General features: G+C 35.0%; 22 protein-coding genes, 4 tRNA genes and 1 pseudogene. 24 read left to right on the forward strand and 3 right to left on the reverse strand.

Going from position 1 to position 26,076, the window contains the following annotated elements:
- Nucleotides 1-1,130 (forward strand): putative porin (locus ACK5ON_RS10655; protein ID WP_409822294.1); only part of this gene is annotated, 1,130 nt, incomplete at its 5' end.
- A gap of 171 nt (nucleotides 1,131-1,301) precedes the next feature.
- Here the strand turns inward: ACK5ON_RS10655 and ACK5ON_RS10660 are convergent.
- On the reverse strand, nucleotides 1,302-1,460 hold the full coding sequence (locus ACK5ON_RS10660; protein ID WP_396174505.1) for a hypothetical protein: 159 nt from the start codon (nucleotides 1,458-1,460) through the stop codon (nucleotides 1,302-1,304).
- 4 nt (nucleotides 1,461-1,464) lie between these two features.
- Nucleotides 1,465-1,911: pseudogene (locus ACK5ON_RS10665) on the reverse strand (DUF6934 family protein).
- A gap of 392 nt (nucleotides 1,912-2,303) precedes the next feature.
- Here ACK5ON_RS10665 and ACK5ON_RS10670 point away from each other — a divergent pair.
- Nucleotides 2,304-3,665, forward strand: a complete 1,362-nt coding sequence (locus ACK5ON_RS10670) for a pyridoxal-phosphate dependent enzyme (protein ID WP_396174509.1) — start codon at nucleotides 2,304-2,306, stop codon at nucleotides 3,663-3,665.
- A gap of 43 nt (nucleotides 3,666-3,708) precedes the next feature.
- Here the strand turns inward: ACK5ON_RS10670 and ACK5ON_RS10675 are convergent, their stop codons facing one another.
- Nucleotides 3,709-5,358: a PNGase F N-terminal domain-containing protein gene (locus ACK5ON_RS10675; protein WP_409822297.1), complete on the reverse strand. Its 1,650-nt coding sequence runs from the start codon at nucleotides 5,356-5,358 to the stop codon at nucleotides 3,709-3,711.
- A 56-nt stretch (nucleotides 5,359-5,414) separates the two neighbouring features.
- Here ACK5ON_RS10675 and ACK5ON_RS10680 point away from each other — a divergent pair, with 56 nt between their 5' ends.
- The 22 genes from ACK5ON_RS10680 to ACK5ON_RS10785 all read left to right on the forward strand — a co-directional run bounded on the left by ACK5ON_RS10680 (nucleotide 5,415) and on the right by ACK5ON_RS10785 (nucleotide 25,668).
- On the forward strand, nucleotides 5,415-6,683 hold the full coding sequence (locus ACK5ON_RS10680) for a DUF2851 family protein (RefSeq protein WP_409822299.1): 1,269 nt from the start codon (nucleotides 5,415-5,417) through the stop codon (nucleotides 6,681-6,683).
- A gap of 23 nt (nucleotides 6,684-6,706) precedes the next feature.
- Nucleotides 6,707-6,934: a PspC domain-containing protein gene (locus tag ACK5ON_RS10685; RefSeq protein WP_396175659.1), complete on the forward strand. Its 228-nt coding sequence runs from the start codon at nucleotides 6,707-6,709 to the stop codon at nucleotides 6,932-6,934.
- Nucleotides 6,935-6,955: 21 nt separating this feature from the next.
- Nucleotides 6,956-7,819, forward strand: coding sequence for a helix-hairpin-helix domain-containing protein (locus ACK5ON_RS10690; RefSeq protein WP_409822301.1), 864 nt, complete (start codon nucleotides 6,956-6,958; stop codon nucleotides 7,817-7,819).
- Nucleotides 7,820-7,848: 29 nt separating this feature from the next.
- Nucleotides 7,849-9,018 (forward strand): acyl-CoA dehydrogenase family protein, encoded by a 1,170-nt coding sequence (locus ACK5ON_RS10695; protein WP_409822303.1) that lies wholly within the window; start codon nucleotides 7,849-7,851, stop codon nucleotides 9,016-9,018.
- A gap of 125 nt (nucleotides 9,019-9,143) precedes the next feature.
- On the forward strand, nucleotides 9,144-9,983 hold the full coding sequence (locus ACK5ON_RS10700) for a hypothetical protein (protein ID WP_409822305.1): 840 nt from the start codon (nucleotides 9,144-9,146) through the stop codon (nucleotides 9,981-9,983).
- Between the two features lie 205 nt (nucleotides 9,984-10,188).
- Nucleotides 10,189-10,383 carry a 30S ribosomal protein S21 gene (gene rpsU, locus ACK5ON_RS10705; RefSeq protein ID WP_396175651.1) on the forward strand — a complete coding sequence of 65 codons (195 nt, stop codon included), beginning with the start codon at nucleotides 10,189-10,191 and terminating at the stop codon, nucleotides 10,381-10,383.
- A gap of 128 nt (nucleotides 10,384-10,511) precedes the next feature.
- On the forward strand, nucleotides 10,512-11,408 hold the full coding sequence (locus tag ACK5ON_RS10710; protein ID WP_409822307.1) for a tyrosine-type recombinase/integrase: 897 nt from the start codon (nucleotides 10,512-10,514) through the stop codon (nucleotides 11,406-11,408).
- 32 nt (nucleotides 11,409-11,440) lie between these two features.
- Nucleotides 11,441-11,743, forward strand: a complete 303-nt coding sequence (gene hpf / locus ACK5ON_RS10715; RefSeq protein ID WP_396175647.1) for a ribosome hibernation-promoting factor, HPF/YfiA family — start codon at nucleotides 11,441-11,443, stop codon at nucleotides 11,741-11,743.
- A 91-nt stretch (nucleotides 11,744-11,834) separates the two neighbouring features.
- Nucleotides 11,835-11,908: transfer RNA gene (locus ACK5ON_RS10720), tRNA-Thr, on the forward strand.
- 31 nt (nucleotides 11,909-11,939) lie between these two features.
- Nucleotides 11,940-12,021, forward strand: a tRNA-Tyr gene (locus ACK5ON_RS10725).
- A gap of 212 nt (nucleotides 12,022-12,233) precedes the next feature.
- Nucleotides 12,234-12,305: transfer RNA gene (locus tag ACK5ON_RS10730), tRNA-Thr, on the forward strand.
- 58 nt (nucleotides 12,306-12,363) lie between these two features.
- Entirely contained in the window at nucleotides 12,364-13,551 is a 1,188-nt protein-coding gene (gene tuf, locus ACK5ON_RS10735; protein ID WP_396175645.1) for an elongation factor Tu, read from the forward strand.
- Nucleotides 13,552-13,609: 58 nt separating this feature from the next.
- Nucleotides 13,610-13,680: transfer RNA gene (locus ACK5ON_RS10740), tRNA-Trp, on the forward strand.
- Nucleotides 13,681-13,698: 18 nt separating this feature from the next.
- Nucleotides 13,699-13,896, forward strand: coding sequence for a preprotein translocase subunit SecE (secE, locus tag ACK5ON_RS10745; RefSeq protein WP_409822309.1), 198 nt, complete (start codon nucleotides 13,699-13,701; stop codon nucleotides 13,894-13,896).
- A gap of 10 nt (nucleotides 13,897-13,906) precedes the next feature.
- Nucleotides 13,907-14,458, forward strand: a complete 552-nt coding sequence (gene nusG / locus ACK5ON_RS10750; RefSeq protein WP_342694418.1) for a transcription termination/antitermination protein NusG — start codon at nucleotides 13,907-13,909, stop codon at nucleotides 14,456-14,458.
- A gap of 64 nt (nucleotides 14,459-14,522) precedes the next feature.
- Nucleotides 14,523-14,963: a 50S ribosomal protein L11 gene (gene rplK, locus ACK5ON_RS10755; protein ID WP_342694417.1), complete on the forward strand. Its 441-nt coding sequence runs from the start codon at nucleotides 14,523-14,525 to the stop codon at nucleotides 14,961-14,963.
- A gap of 8 nt (nucleotides 14,964-14,971) precedes the next feature.
- Nucleotides 14,972-15,661 (forward strand): 50S ribosomal protein L1, encoded by a 690-nt coding sequence (gene rplA / locus ACK5ON_RS10760; RefSeq protein WP_409822311.1) that lies wholly within the window; start codon nucleotides 14,972-14,974, stop codon nucleotides 15,659-15,661.
- A gap of 23 nt (nucleotides 15,662-15,684) precedes the next feature.
- Complete coding sequence (gene rplJ, locus ACK5ON_RS10765; RefSeq protein WP_409822313.1) at nucleotides 15,685-16,185, forward strand: 50S ribosomal protein L10; 501 nt, start codon at nucleotides 15,685-15,687, stop codon at nucleotides 16,183-16,185.
- 54 nt (nucleotides 16,186-16,239) lie between these two features.
- Nucleotides 16,240-16,614 (forward strand): 50S ribosomal protein L7/L12, encoded by a 375-nt coding sequence (gene rplL / locus ACK5ON_RS10770; protein WP_396140369.1) that lies wholly within the window; start codon nucleotides 16,240-16,242, stop codon nucleotides 16,612-16,614.
- Between the two features lie 267 nt (nucleotides 16,615-16,881).
- Nucleotides 16,882-20,694, forward strand: a complete 3,813-nt coding sequence (rpoB, locus tag ACK5ON_RS10775) for a DNA-directed RNA polymerase subunit beta (RefSeq protein ID WP_409822315.1) — start codon at nucleotides 16,882-16,884, stop codon at nucleotides 20,692-20,694.
- A gap of 107 nt (nucleotides 20,695-20,801) precedes the next feature.
- On the forward strand, nucleotides 20,802-25,115 hold the full coding sequence (gene rpoC, locus ACK5ON_RS10780; protein ID WP_396175340.1) for a DNA-directed RNA polymerase subunit beta': 4,314 nt from the start codon (nucleotides 20,802-20,804) through the stop codon (nucleotides 25,113-25,115).
- Between the two features lie 241 nt (nucleotides 25,116-25,356).
- Complete coding sequence (locus ACK5ON_RS10785; protein WP_396175338.1) at nucleotides 25,357-25,668, forward strand: DUF3467 domain-containing protein; 312 nt, start codon at nucleotides 25,357-25,359, stop codon at nucleotides 25,666-25,668.
- Nucleotides 25,669-26,076: the final 408 nt, after the last annotated feature.

Below are 26,076 nucleotides of genomic sequence, written 5' to 3' on the forward strand. Positions count from 1 at the left end.
ACCTTACCCATCAATTCAATTATGAAAACAAATTTTTTGAATACAATCAAAAAACAGTTCCATCATCTGTTGGAGAGTCAGAGATTTATCGTTTTGGAGATTCTTTTGTAAACAGCAATATCAATGACCAAACTCGCTATAACAGAATGTACAACAAAATAGGTGCACTATATGAAAATTCCTTGCTTGGTAAATTTCAATTCTTTGCAGAAGATTTCAGATATAATTACTATTACAACAGAATATTAATCTTTGAAGATGGAGTTATTCCAAATTCTATCAATGATGCTATTAATACCGTAGGTGGACAATATGAATACAGAAAAAACAAATGGAATGGCACTTTTGTATACTCCAATTCTATTTCCAATCAGCCCATGTCTAATTTTGATGCTAAATTAGAATACCAACTTGACGAAAAAAACGAATTTGTTTTTCAATACCAACTCATTAGCAAAATTCCAGACCATATTTATAATTTGAATCAAAGTAGTTATTTTAGCTATAATTGGTCTAACGATTTTAAGAACGAGAAAATAAATAATATAGAAGCCACTGCCAAAACACAATGGATAGATGTTAGTTTGCAATTAAGCACATTTGATGATCATTTGTATTTTAGCCAAGATACTTCTCCTGTTAGAACCCAATTGATTTCCCCAAAACAATATTCTAAAACCATAAATTATATTTCCATTAAAGCTAGCAAAGAGTTCAAATGGTGGAAATTAGCTTTGGACAACACGCTACTTTACCAACAAGCAGATCAAGAAGATGCCATATTGAATGTACCGCAATTTGTTACCCGTAACACCTTGTATTTCACAGATTATTTCTTCAAAAAAGCACTTTATTTACAAACTGGTTTCACCTTCAATTATTTTTCAAAATATTATGCCAATGATTATAACCCAGTAATTACAGAATTTTTTGTGCAAAATGATAGAGAAATTGGTGCTTTCCCAATGCTCGATTTTTTTGTAAATGCGCGAATTCGACAAACCAGAATATTCTTTAAATTAGAACATTTGAACTCAGGGTTTACAGGCAACAGATACTATAACGCCCCCAATTATCCCTACCGAGATTTCATGATTCGGTTTGGATTGGTTTGGAACTTTTTTCAGTAAAAATTAAATACTATTGACATTGCGAATTAAAGTTTGCATACCGTTCCGTCACTTTATGAAGTGGCGAACTTCGTAACTGCATACTTCCGGCTAAGATAAAAATTCTTGTGAAAGAAAAATTTGAATTTTGTACATTTTTCGCCATTTATTGAAACTTATTTTATAAGAATATTATTTCAAAGTTTCTACTTTCGGTAACGCTACTTTTTCTAACATTTTATTTGCTAATTCAAGTTTATCTGGGAATAATACTTTTCCTTTAAATTCTTCCAGCTTTTTATTTATTTTGACAACTGGTATTTTAGCTTTGTTTAAATCTTCAACTTTCATAATTTTAACTTTTTCGAGTTATTAAAAAACCTAAATAATCTTCTCCAACAATAAAAGGCTCAAATGTTTCGTCATTTCTTAATCCATATACATAAAAATCACTTTTCAATTCTTCTAAATTATTTGTAATGCCCATTCTATATAGTCTTGTTCTTGATTCACTTCTTCCTGTAGCAAAAATATATGCTTCTGGATATTTTCCTGTAAACGCATACACTGTAGAAACTACCGTTGCTAAAACTTTTGTAGCGTCTCCATTATTAGTTATTATACCATCATTTATTTCTCTCGTTTATAAGTCTAAATCTCCAAATGCTAAATTATAATAGCCCTTTATGTTCATTTCTGTGTATTGCACTAATTTGATTATTTTACCTTTCGGACCAATACTTTCAAATTCAAAAATATTTAATTCAGCTTCTGTTGAATATTCGTATCTTGGATATTTCATTATTAAAAACTTCTAAAACAAAATTAATGAATTTTATAAGCAGAAATCTCTTTTGTGCCGTTTTTTTACTTTCTGCCAACTCACTGCCACTGGCAGTTCTCCTCTTAATATCAAAGGTTTGGATTTTTTTTCAATAAATACAGAAGAAACAAAAGTGAAGTAACCAATTTGTCACCCTGAGCGTCTACCTGTCGGCAGACAGGCTCCCGAAGTTTCGGAATTGACAAAGTTTATTTTCACTCTCACCTGCCTGACGGCAGACAGGTCAGGGTTAGTGAATAATCCATTTGATTTTTTGGAAACCGTAGAAATAGACATTACATTTGCCTAAAATAAAAGATAAGTCTATAATCTATATTCTATTCTCTATTTTCTCAAAATTTATTTTCTCAATGAAATACGCAAAAAATATATTAGAAACCATCGGCAATACGCCACTAGTAAAACTCAACAAAGTTATTGAGGGAATTGATGCTTTAATTTTGGCCAAAGTGGAAACCTTCAATCCCGGAAATTCTACCAAAGACCGAATGGCTCTTAAAATGGTAGAAGATGCCGAAGCCGATGGTAGACTAAAACCTGGCGGAACCATAATTGAAGGAACCTCTGGAAATACGGGAATGGGATTGGCTCTTGCAGCTATTGTGAAAGGATACAAATGTATTTTTGTGATTACCGACAAACAATCCAAAGAAAAAATGGACATTCTACGTGCTGTTGGCGCCAAAGTAATTGTGTGTCCTACGGATGTTGAACCAACTGATCCGCGTTCCTATTATTCAGTTTCCAAAAGATTAGGAACCGAAATTCCAAATTCTTGGTACGTCAATCAATACGATAATCCATCTAATGCCATTGCACACTACCAGCAAACAGGACCCGAAATTTGGGAACAAACCGACGGAAAAGTGACTCATTTTGTAGTTGGAGTAGGAACGGGTGGCACTATTTCGGGTATCGGAAAATATTTGAAAGAAAAAAATCCAAACGTAAAAGTTTGGGGGATTGACACGTATGGTTCGGTTTTTAAAAAATACCACGAAACTGGAATTTTTGATGAGAACGAAATCTATTCCTATATCACCGAAGGAATTGGAGAAGATATTTTACCAAAAAATGTTGACTTTTCAGTAATTGATGGTTTTACCAAAGTAACCGATAAAGACGCCGCAGTTTACACTCGAAAAATTGCTCTCGAAGAAGGAATATTTGTGGGTAACTCCGCAGGTGCTTGTGTCAAAGGATTGCACCAACTGAAAGAACATTTCAAGAAAGAGGATGTTGTTGTAGTATTGTTTCACGATAGCGGAAGCCGTTATGTTGGTAAAATGTTCAACGACGATTGGATGCGTGAAAGAGGTTTTTTAGATGAAGAAATCACCAAAGCCGAAGATGTAATTAAAGACCACAAAGACAAACCATTGGTAGTGGTTCGCACAGAGGAATTAGTTTCCCATGCTATTGAACGATTGAAAAAATATAAAATTTCTCAAATTCCTGTGATTGACACAACTGGTTTTGTGGGAAGTTTGGACGAAACCGATTTGTTTCGCAGTTATGTTGAAGATAAAGACATAGCTGATAAACCCATCAAAGATATTATGGGTAAACCGTACCCAATTGTAAATGCCAATGCGCCAATTGAAGAAGTTTCTAAATTGATTAATAAAGACAATCAAGCCGTTTTAGTCGATTTAGGAAATGGGAAGCACCATATTATCACTAAACACGATATTATTGGTTCGATAAAATAATTATTCATAACTCCCTCTCCTTCGGAGAGGGTTGGGGTGAGGCTTATTCCCCAATCAAAATACCCGAAACATTCCAAGAACTGAAACTATTTCCTTCCGGTAATCCTTGCGGAATTTTTATTTGTAGGGTATGATTTCCAGCTTCTAAATCGCCCAAGTCAATAAATATTGGATTCGTTACCGTTCCTGGACACCAATTGGATCGACTGTAATCGGATGATGATAATCCGTTTGGAAAATTTCCCGATGCAGGATTAGATAATCGGTACGAGCCACAATCTTGTCGCCATGGCGTGAAACTAAACACTTCTTTTCGGTCAAGAAGAATTGTATTTTTTTTAGGCACAAACTCATCGCCATTTTCCCAACCGCCATGACCGGTAGTTATGTAACGCAGTTTGGCATTTCTCATTGGTTTGTCTAATATAAAAGTGACTTCCAAACCTTTGTCTGAACTAAACATCGTGCCATATTCTTGTCCTGCCATTTCCATAATGTTATTGGTGCAAAAAAGCGGTACAATTTGGGTAGGTTTGGATTTGGTTTCTTCTTCATTGTGAATGGTAATATTTGCCGAAACTTTATGTCCGCCTTTATCATAATTGCCAATATTTATGCCAACCCAAACCTCTTTTCCACTCAACATTGTTCTCAAATCTGAAACATCTTGTCGGTACAACACATTTTCAGCCCAAGTTTTATCTTTAAGTTGCAACGTGTTGTATTGTTTTACACCAAAAGGAGTGAAGAAACGCATCAATTCCACAATGGGATTATAGTTTTCTTTTGCCACTACACCCTGGTATTCTTTACCGTTTCCGTTGTTGTAAATCGGTAACGTTTTGACTCCATTTCGCATTCCATCCAAAAATGAAATCGGTTTATCCGTTGGGATGATAAAAAAAGAACCGGTTCGGTCATAAGCATCGCCATTGGATTGTTCGGTAACATCTACAAAAATCTGACTCCCGACTTTTATTTCAGGGATTTTTATTTTTCGAACAGCAATCGTTCCGTTGGCAAAACAAAGAATACTATCGCTGGACTTTGAAGCATCTGAGAAATTGATGATTTGTTCTTTAAAAACTGAAATTGTTGTAAAACGACTTTTCCAAAGCAAATCTTTATAGGTCAGCATATCTATTGATTTAGATAAATCCGGTTTTGTCGGAAACAGTTTTATTTCCTCAACTTTAGTGGCCTTAATGACAAAATTTCCATTCCGAACCATTTCTAAAACTAACCCCAGATTCTGCCCCAAAATAGTGGGCGCTCCTTTTACTTTTAATTCATCAGTATACCAGAGTTCTATAGTGTTGGAGTTAACAATAGTTTTAGCTTTTTTGCAATGATAGCCCAAAATCTTTTGGGTATCACTTAGATAGTCAAAAGTTTGCTTTCCGAGAGAAATACTGTCTTTTGAATGGATGGTTTTAGTCGTATTCAAATTAGCAACTTGATTAAAGGAATTTGTTTTTCTATCTATAATAGTAGTCTCATTTGGAAAATCGGCTTTTCCGTTAAAAATATTTTTCGAACCTATTTGAGTTACGTCAGCACTGGTAAAAACTACAATAGGATCTTGATTTTCTATCAAACTTCCGTTTGAACTTTTCAGGTAGGTGATTTTATAGTTTTGGGAAAAAGTTGTTCCAAAAAAGAATAGGGTAAAAAATAAAATCAAATTTTTCATGAGAATAGTTTTGGTATAAAAGTAACTTTCTTACTTTAGTTTAAAATTAAGAAATTGTGAAAGAAGATTTTCTTCATTATGTTTGGCAATATAAGGAGTTTACCTTTTCCAACCTAACAACTGTTTCGGGTGATGCTTTAACTGTTGTAAACGCGGGTCAGTATTTACAATTGTCTGGTCCCGATTTTTTTAATGCACAACTAGTTATTGGTAAGCAAAAGTGGGCAGGAAATGTAGAAATTCATGTTAAATCTTCCGATTGGTATCTGCACCACCACGAAAAAGATTCCGCTTATGACAGTGTTATTCTTCATGTAGTTTGGGAACATGATACGCCAATTTTCAGAAAAGACAATTCAGAAATTCCTGTTTTGGAACTAAAACATTTTGTAACTAATGATGTGCTGCACAATTATCAAGAATTAACCTCGGCGAAAACTTGGATTTATTGTGAAAATCAAATCAATACTGTCGATGCATTTGTTCTACAAAATTGGCAAGAACGATTGTTTTTTGAACGATTAGAGCGAAAATCAGTTCCCATTCAACAACTTTTGCAAGAAACCGAAAATGATTGGGAAGCGGTTTTGTTTTATATGCTAGCCAAAAATTTTGGTTTGAATACCAATGGCGAAACTTTTTTAAAGATGGCCAAATCCATTCCGTTTACCATAATTCGAAAAGAAAGGTTTGAAGTTGAAAATTTAGAAGCGTTGCTTTTTGGGCGCTCTGATTTGTTACCCTTGGAAGCCGAAGATGTATATGCAAAAAATTTGAAAAGCAGATTTGACTATATTTCTCAGAAATACCAATTGGCAAAAATAATCATCGAACCCGTCCAATTTTTCAAGCATCGTCCTGATAATTTCCCGACGATTCGTTTGGCACAATTAGCAATGTTGTATCATAAGCAACATCATTTATTTTCAGAACTCATAGAAGCCAAAAGGTTAGAACAATTTTATTCCCTTTTTACCGTTTCCGTTTCGGATTACTGGCAAACCCATTATCAATTTGATAAAGAGAGTCCGAAAAAGAAAAAACAATTTTCAAAATCGTTTATCGATTTGTTGCTTATCAATACCATTCTACCCATTCAGTTTGCTTATGCTAAAAGTCAGGGCAAGGAAATTTCGGAAGACTTATTGGAATTGCTCCGAACCATTTCTCCTGAAAAAAATGGTATTATTGAGAAGTTCTCCCATTTTGGAATACCATCCAAAAATGCTTTTGAAACTCAGTCATTATTGGCTTTAAAAAATGATTACTGCAATCAAAAGAAATGTTTGCAGTGTGCTATTGGAATTGAATTATTAAAAGCGTAATTTTATTTTTAAATAAATAACAAATGTCGCCCGTCATACAATTAAAATATTTCTTCGAAAAACATGGCTTTCATGTTTCCTCTCGAATGGCTGACCGGCTGGGAATGCGCGCTTCTGATGTTCGTTTGTTTTTTATTTACATCACTTTTGTAACCGCAGGATTAGGATTTGGCGTTTATTTAACCTTAGCTTTTTGGATTAAATTAAAAGATTTAATTCGGGGCAAAAGAACGTCAGTGTTTGATTTATAAATTTTAAATGGAAACATTTTCATGCTAAAATCTTTTTTACATTACTCAAAAAGCCAACAAATTGGAATTATTTTGCTCTTTCTGATTATACTAGTAGCGCAAAGTATTTATTTTTTTAAAGACTTTAATTCAGTTTATAAAGTTGACAAAGGACAAGCAGCATGGCTCGCAAATCAGCGTATTATTGATAGTGTTCAACTTCAACAAGCCAATTATAAACCAACCATTTATCCGTTTAATCCCAATTTCATTACGGATTTTAAAGGATATAAATTGGGAATGTCCGTTGAAGAGATTGACCGATTATTAGCTTTCAGAAAACAAAATAAGTTTGTTAACTCAGCTTCAGAATTTCAAGCGGTAACCAAGGTTTCGGATTCGTTATTAAAAGCAATTTCACCCTATTTTAAATTTCCCGATTGGGTGAAGAATAAAAAAAATAATTACCAACCTTTTGAAAACAAAAATTATTCTAAAGCTGAAAAAGTTATTGTTCTTGACATCAATGAAGCTACCAAAGAAGATTTGATGAAGGTTTATGGAATAGGAGATAAAATATCAGACAGGATTTTAACCGAGAAAGAAAAGTATGGCGGTTTTGTCAGTATGGAACAAATGCAATTCGTTTGGGGATTATCTCCAGAAGTAATTGAAAACCTGAACAAGTATTTTGAAGTAAAATCGGCTCCAAAAATTAAAAGGATTAACATTAACAATGCTTCGGTTAAGGAGTTATCTCAATTTCCTTTTTTCAAATATGCTTTAGCCAAAGATATTGTCATTTACAGAAGTATGAACGGCGATATCAAGACTGAAGATTTGTCAAAAATTAAAGGATTCCCTATTGATAAGATAAAGATAATTGCCTTATATTTGGAATTCTAAAAAAAGCTTAAAAAATCAGCATTATTTATATGAATTCAATATATTTTACAGAAGAACACGAATTGTTTAGAGAGAGTTTGCGTAATTTTTTGCAAATAGAAGTCGTGCCTCACATTGAAAAATGGGAAAAAACGGGAACCATTGAACGGTTTATTTGGAAAAAGTTTGGCGAAATGGGTTTTTTCGGAATAGCGTATCCCGAAGCTTATGGAGGAATGAACTTGGATTTGTTTTATACCGTAGTGTTTTTAGAAGAACTTCAAAAGATTAAATCTTCTGGGTTTGCTGCAGCCATGTGGGCACATGCCTATTTAGCCATGACACATCTGAATGCAGAAGGAGATGAACGCATCAAAAGAGATTATTTGGCGCCAAGTATAGCAGGCAATAAAATAGGTGCTTTATGTATTTCAGAACCTTTTGGTGGAAGTGATGTCGCAGGAATGCGAACCACAGCTGTGAAAAAAGGGAACAAATATGTCATAAACGGATCCAAAACCTTTATTACAAACGGTGTGTATGCTGATTATTATATAGTTGCAGCTAAAACAAGCCCAGATTTAGGAAATAAAGGAATAAGTATATTCTTAATGGATACAAATCTAAAAGGAATTAATGCTACAAAGTTGGATAAATTGGGTTGGAGAGCTTCTGATACCGCTGAAATTTCCTTTGATAATGTTGAAATTCCAGAAGAAAATCTTATGGGTGAAGCTGATAAAGGATTTCCATACATCATGCAACATTTTGCTTTAGAACGATTAATTATGGCTGTCAATGCTCACGCAAGAGCCGAGTATGCCATAGATTATACTATTGATTATATGTCGCAGCGTGAAGCTTTCGGAACTACCATTAATAAGTTTCAAGCCTTACGACATACCATGGTGGATCACGCTACCGAAGTAGAACATTGTAAGATATTCAATTATGCTGCAATTGCCCGATTGGACAAAGGCGAATATGTAGTAAAAGAAGCCACTATGGCGAAACTAAAATCAACCAAAGTAGCGGATGAAGCCATTTATAGCTGTTTGCAAATGCTGGGCGGTTACGGTTATATGGAAGAATATCCTTTGGCGCGTTTGTTACGAGATAGCCGTTTAGGACCAATAGGTGGAGGAACATCTGAAATTCTTAGAGAGATTTTGTCTAAAATGATTATTGACAAGCAAAGCTATCAGCCGGCGGTGAAATAAATTTATAAAATAAGCATACAGATTGTAAATATGGATTATGAATCTTTACTATTTGTTGAAAGAAAAATAATTATATATTTGTAAGAGATAAACTTTAACTTATCTCTTTTTAATTTCTACTTATCATGAAAACTTTGCTTCCATTGCTTTTATTGTTCTTGTTTATATCTTGTTCGTCAGATGATCGAAATGATATTGTTTCGACGAATATTGATTATTATGTATTGGAAAGTAAATTTTTTGAAGGTCAAAGCATGACTTCTTATGAGAAACGCCGTTATGACGTTATTGATGGCAAATGGTTTTCGACAACTTACCTGACGGGTTCGCACTCCACATTTCAGACGCATTTTTATTCCAACGGGTTGTTGGTTACGGAACATACCAATATGGATGCAGATTATATCTATAACGGACAACAGTTGATAGCGATGCGCTACAGCAACTATGGTGGTTCTCAACAATATCGGCGTTTTGTGCCTATATCAGCTACAACTTATTATGTTGAAGTCCTTACTGCAGCTTATGATGATCCGTCAACACAGATCACCGCGCGTTTTATTGTTGAATTGGACGCAGGTGATAATTTGGTTTCTATAAGTGAGGATGTAAATTTTGATGGTATTATGGATACTCCAAGGTATTTTACCTATCAAAATGGTGATTTGGTTACAGCAGAAACTGCTAATGGCACGAACTATACTTATTACTATACCGATATTATCGATAATCAAAATGATATCTATGAAAAGACTTATGGCAAGAAAACCGCGAATCTAATTTTTATTCAGCAATATCTTGATATTGGAAGCAGTGGTTTGTTATACTCAAAACATGTAAAGCAGTTTGATTTCGATCATAATCAATATACAGTATTGTCAAATCATTATTTTAAGAAAAAATATTCCGAATTTACCATTGGAAACAACCGCAGCCAGTTAACAACTACATTTTATTTTAAATAGTCAGCCTGCGTTAGCGATTGGAGCAAGTACCCTGCCTGCCGGCAGGGAGAAAAGAAAAAAGAGCCAAAAAGCAAGAAATTGTGATTTGGTTTTTTTTATTTGTAGTCTTGAAAGTCTATTTTCTATATTCTTTTTTCTTTTTTCTTTTTAAAATTCAAAAATAATAGTACTTTTGCGCCACTAAATGAGAGGAGGTGTCTATGTTATGTTAATTATACCAATCAAAGACGGAGAAAATATCGATAGAGCATTAAAGCGCTATAAAAGAAAATTTGACAAAACTGGAACTGTTCGTCAGTTGCGTGCACGTCAAGCTTTCATTAAACCTTCTGTTGTTAGAAGAGCTGAAATTCAAAAAGCTGCTTATATTCAAAACTTAAGAGACAATATCGAAGGATAGTTAAATTCCTTATAAGATATAACCGCTGTTATTTAAAGTTTCATAACTTTGATGTCAGCGGTTTTTTTTATGAAAGTCAATACAAGTAGTTGCGAGGAAACGAAGCAAAGCAATCCAATCTTAATTATTTGATGAATACAATTAACTCTTTTCAGGATTATTTATTGCTAGAGAAAAAGTATTCTCTTCATACTGTGACCGCTTATCTCAATGATATTGGTTTTTTTCAATCTTTTTTATCAAGTCAATACGATGACAATAATGTAATCAAAATAAACTATAATCAAATTCGTTCTTGGATAGTATCGCTTTCAGATGATGGGCTTTCTAATGCTTCCATCAATCGAAAAATAGCTTCCTTAAAATCGTTTTATAAATTTTTGCTAAAAACAAAGCAAATTGAAACGAGTCCACTTTTAAAACATAAAGCGTTGAAAGCGCCAAAAAAATTACAAATCCCTTTTTCAGAAAAAGAATTGGACTTGGTTTTAAATCAAATCAATTACACCGATGATTTTGATGGCATTCGTGATAAATTGATTGTTGATTTGTTTTACACTACAGGAATTCGAAGAACTGAATTGATTCATTTGAAAATCCAAAATATTGACTTATTTAACAATACTATAAAGGTGTTAGGCAAAAGAAATAAGGAAAGGATTATTCCAATACTGCCAATTGTAGCAGATCAAATAAAATTATATTTGATAGAAAGGTCTCAATTACAAAGCATTAAAGATTTGGACTATTTTTTTCTATTATTAAAAGGAGTAAAATTGAACGATTCATTTGTGTATCGAATAATAAATTACTACTTTAGTAATGTCTCAGAGAAGGTTAAAAAAAGTCCGCATATACTTAGGCATACTTTTGCGACCCATTTACTCAACAATGGGGCAGATATAAATTCAGTTAAAGAATTACTAGGACATTCTAGTTTGGCCTCTACACAAGTCTACACTCACAGTAGTTTAGCGGAACTTAAAAAAGTGTACGGAAATGCTCATCCCAGAAATACGAAGTGATTCGAAAATGTTTAATCCTTAAAAATTTGAATATGAAGGTAAATGTTCATGCAGTTAATTTTACTGCCGACAAAAAGCTAGTCAATTTCATTCAGGAACGGCTTGGAAAATTGGAAAAATACTATGACAAGTTGGTTTCGTCAGACGTTTTTTTGAAAGTTGAAAAGACTAGTGAAAAAGAAAATAAAATTGTAGAGATTAAAATTCATGTCCCTGGAGACGATTTTATGGTTAAGAAACAATGCAAAACATTTGAGGAAGGAGTGGAGTTATCCTCAGAATCTTTAGAGCGATTATTGCTAAAAAGAAAGGAAAAAATTAGAACACATATATAATTTAATTTTTTTTTAAAAAATGTTTTGATTAAACGATAAATATCATACATTTGCAGTCCGTTAGAAATAGCGGACTTTTTTTATTGCTAATGCCAGCGTAGCTCAGTTGGCTAGAGCAGCTGATTTGTAATCAGCAGGTCGTGGGTTCGAGTCCCTCCGCCGGCTCTAAATATAGGGTTTAACGATAAAAAAAGTTGGGGAGATACTCAAGCGGCCAACGAGGGCGGACTGTAAATCCGCTGACTACGTCTTCGCAGGTTCGAATCCTGCTCTCCCCACAAACTTTTAGATAAGAATTTATCCGAAAGTTTACTTTCGAGTAAATTCGGTCTAAAAGTTTGAGTACCGATTTATCGGTACAGGATAATGGAGAGAATCGGAGTAATCCTGCTCTCCCCACAAAATGAAGTTTAAAGTTTAAGGGTTTAAATAGTTTAATGTAAAATGAAACAACTTTAAACTTTTAAACAATTTTAAACAAAATTTCTCTGCCGACTTAGCTCAGGGGTAGAGTGCTTCCTTGGTAAGGAAGAGGTCACGGGTTCAATTCCCGTAGTTGGCTCAAAATTGTATAATTTGAACACTAAATATATATAAACTAAGATTAAAAATTAACTAAAATGGCAAAAGAAAATTTTAACCGTAACAAGCCCCACTTAAACATTGGAACAATTGGGCACGTTGACCACGGAAAAACAACTTTAACTGCAGCAATTACTAAAGTATTGTCTGACGCAGGTTACTGTCAAGCAAAATCATTTGATCAAATTGATAATGCTCCAGAAGAAAAAGAAAGAGGTATTACTATTAATACATCTCACGTTGAGTATGAAACTGCTAATCGTCACTACGCTCACGTTGACTGTCCAGGTCACGCGGATTACGTAAAGAACATGGTTACTGGTGCTGCTCAAATGGATGGTGCTATACTAGTAGTAGCTGCAACTGACGGACCAATGCCACAAACACGTGAGCACATCCTTTTAGGTCGCCAAGTTGGTATTCCAAGAATCGTTGTATTCATGAATAAAGTGGATATGGTTGATGATGCAGAATTATTAGAATTGGTTGAAATGGAAATTAGAGATTTATTATCATTCTACGATTATGATGGTGATAATAGTCCTGTTGTTCAAGGTTCAGCATTAGGAGGATTGAATAACGATCCCGCTTGGACACCAAAAATTCTTGAATTGATGGAAGCGGTTGATAGTTGGATTCAAGAGCCAGAAAGAGATGTTGCAAAACCATTCTTGATGCCAGTTGAAGATGTATTTACAATTACTGGTCGTGGAACTGTTGCTACAGGTCGTATCGAAACAGGTATCTGTAATACAGGAGATCCAGTTGAAATCATTGGGATGGGAGCTGAAAAATTAACTTCTACAGTAACGGGTATTGAAATGTTCCGTCAAATCCTTGATAGAGGTGAGGCAGGAGATAATGCAGGTATCTTGTTAAGAGGTGTTGCAAAAGAAGATATCAAAAGAGGAATGGTTATTTGTAAACCAGGTTCTGTAAAACCACACGCTAAATTTAAAGCTGAGGTGTATATCTTGAAAAAAGAAGAAGGTGGTCGTCATACCCCATTTCACAATAACTACCGTCCACAGTTTTACGTTCGTACAACTGACGTAACTGGAGTTATAACTTTACCTACAGGTGTTGAGATGGTTATGCCAGGAGACAACTTAACCATTGAAGTAGCTTTATTAAGTGCAATTGCATTAAATATTGGTCTACGTTTCGCTATCCGTGAAGGTGGTAGAACAGTTGGTGCAGGTCAGGTAACTGAAATTTTAGACTAATACCTACAAACAATATTACCAGTGTCGTTGTCTTTATGACGACACTGGTTTTTAATAAACGGGCGTAGTTCAAGGGTAGAATAGCGGTCTCCAAAACCGTTGATGGTGGTTCGAATCCTCCCGCCCGTGCAAAACAAACTATTTACAATGGCAAAAATTGTTAATTATATATCAGAGGCATTTGAAGAATTAAAGTCAAATGTAACTTGGCCAGATTGGGCTGAGGTTCAAAAGTACACTATTACAGTGGCTGTTTTTTCAATTATTTTCGCCTTAGCCACCTGGGGTGTTGATGAGCTTTTTGCTAAATCAATTGCAGGATTTTTTAATTGGTTGAAACCATAATTTCTTTGAAATGGCTGATAATAATGTAAAAAAATGGTATGTCGTTAGAGCTGTTAGTGGTCAAGAAAATAAGGTAAAAGCTTATATTGAAACCGAGATTAACAGACTTGGCTTAGCAGATTATATCTCTCAAGTGCTTGTTCCTACCGAAAAAGTAGTACAAGTAAGAGACGGTAAAAAGATAGCAAAGGATAAAGTGTATTTTCCTGGTTATGTGATGATTGAAGCTAATTTGACAGGAGAGATACCCCATATCATTAAATCAATTACTAGTGTTATTGGTTTTTTAGGAGAAGTAAAAGGTGGTGATCCAGTTCCTTTAAGGTTATCTGAAGTAAACAGAATGTTAGGGAAAGTTGATGAATTGGCTGTCAATACAGATACTCAAAATATACCTTACATTATAGGGGAAACAATAAAAGTTGTTGATGGTCCTTTTAATGGTTTCAATGGAACTATTGAGAAAATCAACGAAGAAAAGCGTAAACTAGAAGTAATGGTTAAAATTTTCGGAAGAAAAACACCATTAGAATTAGCTTTTATGCAAGTTGAAAAAGTATAATTTGTTACACTATTATAAACCGCAATAATCCGCTTCCACAGATTATTGTAAATTTTTAAAAACAATGGCTAAAGAGATTAGTAAAGTAGTTAAACTACAAGTAAAGGGAGGTGCTGCGAACCCGTCGCCACCGGTTGGACCTGCTCTGGGAGCTGCTGGTGTTAATATCATGGAGTTCTGTAAGCAATTTAATGCTAGAACCCAAGACCAACCTGGCAAAGTATTACCGGTACAAATTACCGTGTACAAAGACAAATCGTTTGATTTTGTTGTAAAAACTCCACCTGCTGCAATTCAATTATTGGATGCTGCTAAATTAAAATCTGGTTCAGGCGAGCCCAATAGAAAAAAAGTTGCTAAAGTAACTTGGGATCAAATTAAAGCTATCGCCGAAGACAAGATGGTCGATTTAAATGCTTTCACAATTGAGTCTGCTATGAGCATGATTGCTGGAACAGCTAGATCTATGGGTATAACTGTAACTGGGGATTCTCCTCTAAAATAAGGTAAGAAATGGCAAAATTGACAAAAAAACAAAAAGAGGCGGCTTCAAAAATTGAAAAAAATAAACTGTATTCTTTAAAAGACGCTTCGTCTTTATTGAAAGTTGTTGCTTCAGCAAAATTTGACGAGTCGGTAGATATTGCTGTTCGTTTAGGAGTAGATCCAAGAAAAGCAAATCAAATGGTAAGAGGTGTTGTGACCCTTCCTCATGGAACTGGGAAAGATACTAAAGTGTTAGCTTTAGTAACTCCAGATAAAGAAGCAGAAGCAAAAGCGGCTGGTGCTGACTATGTAGGATTGGACGATTACCTTCAAAAAATTAAAGATGGTTGGACTGATGTTGATGTGATCATCACTATGCCTGCGATCATGGGTAAATTAGGACCATTAGGTCGTGTATTAGGACCAAGAGGTTTAATGCCAAATCCTAAAACTGGAACAGTAACTATGGAGATAGGAAAAGCTGTTGCTGAAGTAAAAGCGGGTAAAATTGACTTTAAAGTTGATAAAACTGGAATCGTTCATGCAGGTATTGGAAGAATTTCTTTCGAGTCTGATAAGATCGTAGATAACGCTCATGAAATTATTCAAACATTACTTAAATTAAAACCAACTGCAGCCAAAGGTACTTATATCAAGTCAATTCACTTGTCAAGTACTATGAGCCCTGCTATTGCTTTAGATCCTAAAGCAGTATAATTGGTAGTTAAACAAATTTTATTATGACAAGAGAAGAAAAATCAATCGCGATAGAAGATTTAACTGCAAAGTTGGCTGAAAGTAATATAGTATATATTGCTGACACCTCTGGGTTAGATGCAGAAACAACTTCAAACTTAAGAAGAGCTTGTTACAAAGCAGGGATAAAGTTAGAAGTAGTAAAAAATACCTTGCTTGGAAAAGCAATGGAAGCTTCAAGTAATGATTATGGTGATTTATCAACTGTGTTAAAAGGAAATTCTTCCATTTTTATTGCAGACATTGCCAATTCACCTGCAAAAATCATTAAAGATTTCAGAAAAAAATCTGATAAACCAGCTTTCAAAGGAGCGTATATCAACGGTGAAATATATATCGGAGATAACCTTTTAGATAGCTTAGCATCATTGAAATCAAAAGAAGAAGTTATTGGAGAGATCATTGGATTACTTCAATCTCCTGCTAAACGTGTTATTGCAGCATTATTAAACAATGCAGAGCAAAAAGCCGTAACAGTAGAATAATTAAGAGCAGACTAAAAAAATAATAATTAAAGAACATTTTAAACGATAGAAAAAATGGCAGATTTGAAACAATTCGCAGAACAATTAGTTAACTTAACAGTTAAAGAAGTTAACGATTTAGCTACAATATTAAAAGATGAGTATGGTATCGAACCAGCTGCTGCAGCTGTAGTAGTTGCTGCTGGTGGTGGTGATGCTGGTGCTGCTGCTGAAGAGCAAACAGAATTTACAGTGGTATTGAAAGAAGCTGGCGCTTCTAAATTAGCTGTTGTAAAAGCAGTAAAAGAATTAACAGGTCTTGGCTTAAAAGAAGCTAAAGATTTAGTTGATGGAGCTCCATCAAACATCAAAGAAGGAGTTACTAAAGCAGAAGCTGAAGGTTTGAAAAAATCGTTAGAAGAAGCTGGAGCTGTTGTTGAGTTAAAATAACAAAACACCGGTTTTAGAACTAGGTTTAGGCCTTGAACAAAAGCGTTCAAGGACTAAACCATTTTTCGTATAATAAAATTATATACAGTTTTAGTATAAAATTTAGTTTAAAATACGAAAAAGTTTTTGACCAATACGAAGAAAAAAGTGGACTATTTTCCTGGTTTATTTTTAAAGATGTATTGGTTATAAAAAAAGGAAAGTATCAATTAAACAGTGTTTTTATACACAAAAATTACTTTTTTTAAATCAAAATTTTGTCCATTGATGATAACAAATCAGACTGAAAGATTGAATTTTGCCTCTACTAAAAACATACCTCAGTATCCAGATTTTCTAGATGTTCAGGTAAAATCTTTTAAAGATTTCTTCCAATTGGAAACGAAATCAGATGAAAGAGGCAACGAAGGGTTATACAACACCTTCATGGAAAACTTTCCAATTACCGATACAAGAAACAACTTTGTATTGGAGTTCATAGATTATTTTGTTGACCCACCACGTTATACTATTCAAGAGTGTATCGAAAGAGGTTTAACCTATAGTGTGCCTTTAAAAGCACGGCTAAAACTGTACTGTACCGATCCAGAACACGAAGATTTTGAAACGATTGTTCAGGATGTATATCTTGGAACAATACCCTACATGACACCAAGCGGTACTTTCGTAATCAATGGTGCAGAACGTGTAGTTGTTTCTCAATTGCACCGGTCACCTGGGGTTTTCTTTGGACAAAGTTTCCATGCTAATGGAACAAAGTTATACTCTGCCAGAGTAATTCCTTTTAAAGGTTCATGGATTGAATTTGCTACCGATATTAATAGTGTAATGTACGCTTATATCGATAGAAAGAAAAAATTACCGGTAACCACTCTTTTCCGTGCTATTGGCTTTGAAAGAGATAAGGATATCCTTGAGATTTTTGACCTTGCAGAGGAAATTAAAGTTTCTAAAACAGGACTTAAAAAATATGTTGGACGACGATTGGCTGCAAGAGTATTGAACACTTGGCATGAAGATTTCGTTGATGAAGATACTGGTGAGGTAGTTTCTATCGAACGTAACGAAATCATCCTTGATAGAGATACCATTATCGATAAAGATAATGTGGAAGAAATCATCGATTCTAACGTTAAGTCTATTTTGTTACACAAAGAAGATGCTAATCAAGGAGATTATGCCATCATTCATAATACGTTACAAAAAGATCCAACTAATTCTGAAAAAGAAGCCGTTGAGCACATCTACAGACAATTGCGTAATGCAGAACCGCCTGATGAAGAAACGGCTCGTGGTATTATAGATAAATTATTCTTCTCTGACCAACGTTATAACTTAGGTGAAGTTGGTCGTTACAGAATGAATAAAAAACTTGGTTTAGATATCCCAATGGAAAAGCAAGTCTTGACCAAAGAAGATATCATCACCATTGTAAAATATTTGATTGAATTGATCAACTCAAAAGCTGAGATTGATGATATTGATCACTTGTCAAACCGTCGTGTTAGAACTGTGGGCGAACAATTGTCACAACAATTCGGTGTTGGTTTAGCGCGTATGGCGAGAACCATTCGTGAGAGAATGAACGTTAGAGATAACGAGGTGTTTACACCAATCGATTTGATTAATGCTAAAACATTATCATCCGTTATTAATTCTTTCTTTGGAACAAACCAGTTATCTCAATTCATGGATCAAACCAATCCATTAGCGGAGATTACGCACAAAAGAAGATTATCTGCCCTTGGACCAGGTGGACTTTCAAGAGAAAGAGCTGGGTTTGAGGTGCGTGACGTACACTATACACACTACGGACGGCTTTGTCCAATTGAAACTCCTGAAGGACCAAACATTGGATTGATTTCTTCACTTGGTGTGTATGCTAAAGTAAACGGAATGGGATTCATCGAAACACCCTATCGTAAAGTTACTAATGGTGTTGTTGATTTAACTTCAACTCCAATATATTTAAGTGCTGAAGAAGAAGAAGGAAAAATGATTGCGCAAGCAAACATTCAAATGGATGTGAAAGGAAAAATTACTGCTGATAAAGTTATTGCTCGTGAAGAAGGCGATTTCCCAGTAGTTGATCCAAGACAAGTACACTTTACCGACGTTGCACCAAATCAAATTGCTTCGATTTCGGCATCCTTAATTCCTTTCTTGGAACATGATGATGCGAATAGAGCGTTGATGGGATCCAACATGATGCGTCAGGCGGTACCATTATTACGTCCTGAAGCCCCGATTGTTGGAACTGGTCTAGAGCGTCAAGTAGCTTCTGATTCAAGAGTATTGATTAATGCTGAAGGTGACGGAACTGTTGAATATGTTGATGCTAACATGATTACCATTAAGTATGACAGAACTGAAGCGGAAAGAATGGTTAGTTTTGACCCAGATGAAAAAACATACCAATTAATCAAATTTAGAAAAACGAATCAAAGTACGTCTATCAACTTGAAACCTATCGTAAGAAAAGGTGATAGAGTGAAACTTGGACAAGTACTTTGTGAAGGATATGCAACACAAAACGGAGAGTTGGCTTTGGGTAGAAACCTTAAAGTGGCGTTTATGCCTTGGAAAGGGTATAACTTCGAGGATGCGATTGTAATTTCTGAAAAAGTAGTTCGTGATGATATTTTCACTTCTATACACGTTGATGATTATTCATTAGAAGTTAGAGATACAAAATTAGGAAACGAAGAATTAACTAATGACATTCCTAACGTTTCGGAAGAAGCTACTAAAGATTTGGATGAAAATGGAATGATTAGAATTGGTGCCGAAGTAAAACCTGGCGATATTCTAATTGGTAAAATTACTCCAAAAGGAGAATCTGATCCAACTCCAGAAGAGAAATTATTAAGAGCAATATTTGGTGATAAAGCGGGTGATGTGAAAGATGCTTCTTTAAAAGCTTCTCCATCTTTACATGGTGTAGTTTTGGATAAAAAATTATTCGCAAGAGCGGTAAAAGACAAAAAGAAACGTACCAAAGATAAAGACGATTTGACGGCTTTAGAAATGGAATTCGAAACTAAATATGCGGATTTAAAAGACAAATTAGTTGAGAAACTTACAGCAATAGTTAATGGAAAAACATCGCAAGGTGTTATGAATGACTTGGGTGAAGAAGTATTGCCAAAAGGTAAAAAATATTCTCAGAAAATGTTGCACGCTGTTGATGACTTTGCGCATTTAACAAAAGGACAATGGGTTGCAGATGATGAAACTAATACCTTAGTTAATGACTTAATTCACAACTACAAAATCAAATTAAATGACCTTCAAGGAGCTTTGCGTAGAGAGAAATTCACTATCACTGTTGGAGATGAATTACCAGCAGGTATCTTGAAGTTGGCAAAAGTATATATCGCTAAAAAACGTAAATTAAAAGTAGGTGATAAAATGGCTGGACGTCACGGTAACAAAGGTATTGTTGCGCGTATTGTTCGTCATGAAGACATGCCATTCCTTGAAGACGGAACTCCTGTTGATATTGTATTAAATCCACTTGGCGTACCTTCTCGTATGAACATTGGACAGATTTATGAAACGGTTCTGGGTTGGGCTGGAATGAATTTGGGTAGAAAATATGCTACTCCAATTTTTGATGGCGCTACCTTAGACCAAATTAATGAATTGACTGATGAAGCGGGTATTCCAAGATTTGGACATACGTATTTGTATGATGGAGGAACAGGAGAACGTTTCCATCAAGCAGCAACTGTTGGTGTAATCTACATGTTGAAATTGGGGCATATGGTTGATGATAAAATGCACGCACGTTCTATTGGTCCATACTCTTTGATTACACAACAACCATTGGGTGGTAAAGCTCAATTTGGAGGTCAGCGTTTTGGAGAAATGGAGGTTTGGGCACTTGAAGCTTATGGAGCATCAAGTACGCTTAGAGAAATATTGACTGTTAAATCGGATGACGTAATAGGTAGAGCAAAAACTTACGAAGCCATCGTTAAGGGTGAAACTATGCCAGAGCCAGGATTACCAGAATCATTCAATGTATTAATGCATGAATTGAAAGGTCTTGGATTAGACATCAGATTAGAAGAATAATAAAAAAGTAATCAGTGTTCAGTTTACAGTTAGCAGCTTTACTGGATACTCATAACTGAACACTGAACACTTTAAAAATAATTTCAATAATATCAATAGTAAAAACTATGATGAATAATAGAAATAATAACAGAGATCCTAAAAATGCCATCAAGAGATTCGACAAAATTTCAATTGGTTTAGCATCTCCAGAATCTATCTTGGCTGAGTCTAGAGGTGAGGTTCTAAAACCAGAAACAATCAATTATAGAACGCACAAACCAGAACGTGATGGTCTTTTCTGCGAACGAATCTTCGGTCCAGTAAAAGACTTCGAATGTGCTTGTGGAAAATACAAAAGAATCCGTTATAAAGGAATCGTTTGTGACCGTTGTGGTGTTGAAGTAACTGAGAAAAAAGTACGTAGAGATAGAGTAGGACACATCAACCTTGTTGTGCCAATCGCTCATATCTGGTACTTCCGTTCGCTTCCAAATAAAATTGGATACATACTTGGCTTACCATCTAAGAAATTAGATATGATTATTTACTACGAAAGATATGTAGTAATTCAAGCTGGTATTGCTGTAAATTCAGAAGGAGAATCGTTACAGCGATTAGACTTTTTAACAGAAGAAGAATATCTCAATATTTTGGATACACTTCCAATGGAAAATCAATATTTAGATGAAAAAGATCCTAATAAATTCATCGCCAAAATGGGTGCTGAATGTATTATGGATTTATTGGCTCGTACTGATTTGAATGCTTTGTCCTATGAATTGCGTCATGCCGCTAATAATGAAACGTCAAAGCAACGTAAAACAGAAGCATTAAAAAGATTACAAGTAGTTGAATCTTTCCGTGACTCTAATAAAAACAGAGAAAATCGTCCGGAATGGATGATTATGAAAGTAGTGCCAGTTATCCCACCAGAATTGCGACCGTTAGTGCCACTTGATGGTGGTCGTTTTGCGACTTCGGATTTGAATGATTTGTACCGTAGAGTTATTATCAGAAACAACCGTTTAAAAAGATTAATGGAGATTAAAGCTCCAGAGGTAATCTTGAGAAACGAAAAACGTATGTTACAAGAATCAGTAGATTCATTATTTGATAACACGCGTAAAGCTTCTGCCGTTAAAACAGAGTCAAACAGACCCTTAAAATCACTTTCTGATTCCTTGAAAGGAAAACAAGGTCGTTTCCGTCAAAACTTATTAGGAAAACGTGTAGATTATTCTGCTCGTTCAGTAATTGTTGTTGGTCCAGAAATGAAATTGTATGAATGTGGTATTCCTAAGGATATGGCCGCTGAATTATACAAACCTTTTGTTATTCGTAAATTAATCGAAAGAGGAATTGTAAAAACAGTAAAATCGGCTAAGAAAATCATTGACAAAAAAGAGCCAGTAGTTTGGGATATACTTGAAAATGTAATCAAAGGACATCCAGTATTACTAAACCGTGCTCCTACTTTACACCGATTGGGAATTCAGGCTTTTCAACCCAAATTAATTGAAGGAAAAGCTATTCAATTACACCCATTAGTGTGTACGGCATTCAATGCGGATTTTGATGGTGACCAAATGGCAGTTCACTTGCCACTTGGACCCGAAGCTATTTTGGAAGCACAATTGTTGATGTTGGCTTCTCACAATATTTTGAATCCTGCAAATGGTGCACCAATTACGGTTCCATCACAAGACATGGTTCTTGGTCTATATTATATGACTAAAGAAAGATTATCGGTTCCTGAACATCAAATCTTGGGAGAAGGTTTAACTTTTTATTCTGCCGAAGAGTGTAATATTGCTTTGAACGAAGGACGAGTTGAATTAAACGCTCGTGTAAAAATTAGAGCTAAAGATTTTAATGAAAATGGAGATTTAGTATATAAAATTATTCAAACTACTGCTGGTAGAGTATTATTTAATGAAGTAGTGCCACAAGCAGCAGGTTATATCAATGAAGTATTGACTAAAAAATCGTTACGTGATATTATTGGAAAAATCCTTGCTGTAACTGATGTTCCAACAACGGCGAGTTTCCTTGATAGCATGAAAGATATGGGATATAAATTTGCCTTCAAAGGTGGTTTGTCTTTCTCATTAGGTGATATTAGAATCCCAGAACAAAAAGACAAATTAATTTCCGATGCAAGAGAACAAGTTGAAGGAATTTCTGTAAATTATAACATGGGATTGATTACCAATAACGAACGTTATAATCAAGTTATTGATATCTGGACTTCTGCCAATGCTCAATTGACAGAATTAGCAATGAAAAACATTAGAGAAGACCAACAAGGTTTCAACTCCGTGTACATGATGCTTGACTCCGGGGCAAGGGGTTCTAAAGAACAAATTCGTCAGTTAACCGGTATGCGTGGTTTGATGGCTAAGCCAAAAAAATCAACTGCTGGTGGTGGAGAAATTATTGAAAATCCAATTCTTTCTAACTTTAAAGAAGGTTTATCAATCTTAGAATACTTTATTTCTACTCACGGTGCGCGTAAAGGTCTTGCCGATACTGCTTTGAAAACCGCTGATGCAGGTTACCTTACTCGTAGATTGCATGACGTTTCTCAAGACGTTATTGTGAACTCCGTAGATTGTGGTACGTTAAGAGGAATTGAAGTTGCTGCTTTGAAGAAAAACGAAGAGATTGTAGAGACTTTAGGCGAAAGAATCTTAGGTCGTGTTGCCTTACACGATGTTATCAATCCGTTAAATAATGAAATTTTAGTTCATTCTGGAGTTCAAATTACCGAAGCAACTGTTAAAGCTATTGAAGAATCTCCAATTGAAAAAGTGGAAGTGCGTTCTCCTCTAGTATGTGAAGCTAAAAAAGGTATTTGTGCTAAATGTTACGGAAGAAACTTAGCCACTGGAAAAATGACTCAAAAAGGAGAAGCAGTTGGTGTTATCGCAGCGCAATCTATTGGGGAGCCAGGAACACAGTTAACCTTGCGTACGTTCCACGTTGGTGGAGTTGCGGGTGGTGTTTCTGAAGTGTCTACTATTGTGGCACGTTTTGGTGGAAAACTGGAAATTGAAGATTTAAAAACTGTTGTAGGTGAAGATGCTGATGGGAACAAAGTGGATATTGTTGTTTCTCGTTCAACAGAATTGAAATTAGTAGATGTTAAAACCGGAATTTTATTAAGTACGCACAACATTCCTTATGGTTCTATAATTAGTGTAAAAGACGGAGAAGAAGTAGCAAAAGGTACTGCTATCTGCAAATGGGATCCTTATAATGGTGTAATTGTTTCTGAATTTACCGGAAAAATTGCTTACGAAGATTTAGAACAAGGACAATCGTTCCAAGTTGAAATTGACGAACAAACAGGTTTCCAAGAAAAAGTAATTTCAGAAGGAAGAAATAAAAAATTAATCCCAACCTTATTGGTTTATGGTAAAGATGGCGAGCTAATACGTTCTTATAACTTGCCAGTTGGAGCTCACTTGATGGTAGAAGACGGAGAGAAAATTAAAGCAGGAAAGATTCTTGTGAAAATTCCACGTCGTTCTTCAAAAGCAAGTGACATTACAGGAGGTTTACCAAGAATTACGGAGTTGTTAGAAGCTCGAAATCCATCAAACCCTGCTGTAGTTTCCGAAATTGACGGTGTAGTTACTTTTGGTAAAATCAAAAGAGGTAATCGTGAGATAATCATTGAGTCTAAATTTGGTGAGGTTAAGAAATACTTAGTTAAATTATCTAGTCAAATCTTGGTGCAAGAGAATGACTTTGTAAAAGCGGGTGTTCCTTTATCTGACGGTGCTATTACGCCAGACGATATTTTAAGAATTCAAGGACCATCGGCTGTTCAACAGTATTTGGTAAATGAAATTCAAGAAGTATACCGTTTGCAAGGGGTAAAAATCAATGATAAGCACTTTGAAGTGGTTATTCGACAAATGATGCGTAAAGTAAGAGTGGAAGATCCAGGAGATACATTGTTCTTAGAAGAGCAACTAATTCACACTGCTGATTTCATTGTAGAAAACGATAAATTATACGGAATGAAAGTAGTGGAAGATGCAGGTGACTCTGAGGTGTTAAAACCTGGTCAAATCATTTCGCCACGTGAATTGCGTGATGAAAATTCGTTACTAAAACGTAATGATAAAAACCAAGTTTCGGCTCGTGATGTAATTACAGCTACCGCTACTCCAGTATTACAAGGTATTACGCGAGCATCGTTACAAACCAAATCATTCATCTCTGCAGCATCGTTCCAAGAGACTACCAAAGTATTAAACGAAGCAGCCGTAGCTGGTAAAGTTGATACGCTTGAAGGTCTTAAAGAAAATGTTATTGTTGGACATAGAATCCCTGCCGGAACCGGTATGAGAGATTACGATCATACGATTGTAGGTTCAAAAGAAGACTACAATGAGATTATGGCTAGTAAGGAAGAGTACATTTATTAAAAGCCTCACCCTAACCCTTTAGATTGCTTCATTCTTCGCAATAACAGAGGGGAAAAGGTAAGCGATAAATAAAAGCCACTATTTTAAATTCTAAATTAGTGGCTTTTAATATTAGATGTCAAATAGAAAACATCAATAACATTAAATTTAAAATCTAAAATCTAAAATCTAAAATCTAAAATCTAAAATCTAAAATCTAAAATCTAAAATCTAAAATCTAATATCTAAAATCTAAAATCCAATGAACGATAACAATCAACAACAAGGACAAATCAACATCGAATTAGATGAAAATACAGCCGAAGGAATTTATTCCAATTTGGCCATAATCAATCACTCTGCCTCCGAGTTTGTAGTCGATTTTGTAACGATTATGCCTGGAACACCAAAGGCAAAAGTAAAATCCAGAATTGTATTAACCCCGCAACATGCAAAACGTTTTCTGAAAGCATTGGGCGAAAACATTCACCGATTTGAAGTTGCCAATGGCGAAATTAAAGATGTAGAACAACCCCAAATTCCTCTGAATTTTGGTCCAGCGGGTCAAGCATAACCCTCTATAAATCTAATACCTCTTCCTTCCAGAAACATCGGATGGAGAGGTTTTTTTTAATTGCGAATTGTAAGATGTAAGTTCTGATTGCTCTGTTCTCAGTCCCATCTCCCATCCCATACCTATCGGCAGGCAGGTTCCATCTCTCATCTCCCATCTTCCATCTCCCAACCCATGCCTATCGGCAGGCAGGTTCCAACTCCCATCTCCCATCTTCCATCTCCTATCCCATGCCTATCGGCAGGGAGGTTCCCTCTCCCAAAAATACAAACATTTCAGTTATTAATAGGTAGGGTAGCTAAATTCACAACTGTTATAAAATCATTTAAAGATAAATACTACACTATAAATTTTTATCTACATTTAAACGGTTAAAATTTTGTTTTATAGAATTTTAATGTATTTTTA

Source organism: Flavobacterium sp. (assembly GCF_046317795.1).
Taxonomy (GTDB): domain Bacteria; phylum Bacteroidota; class Bacteroidia; order Flavobacteriales; family Flavobacteriaceae; genus Flavobacterium.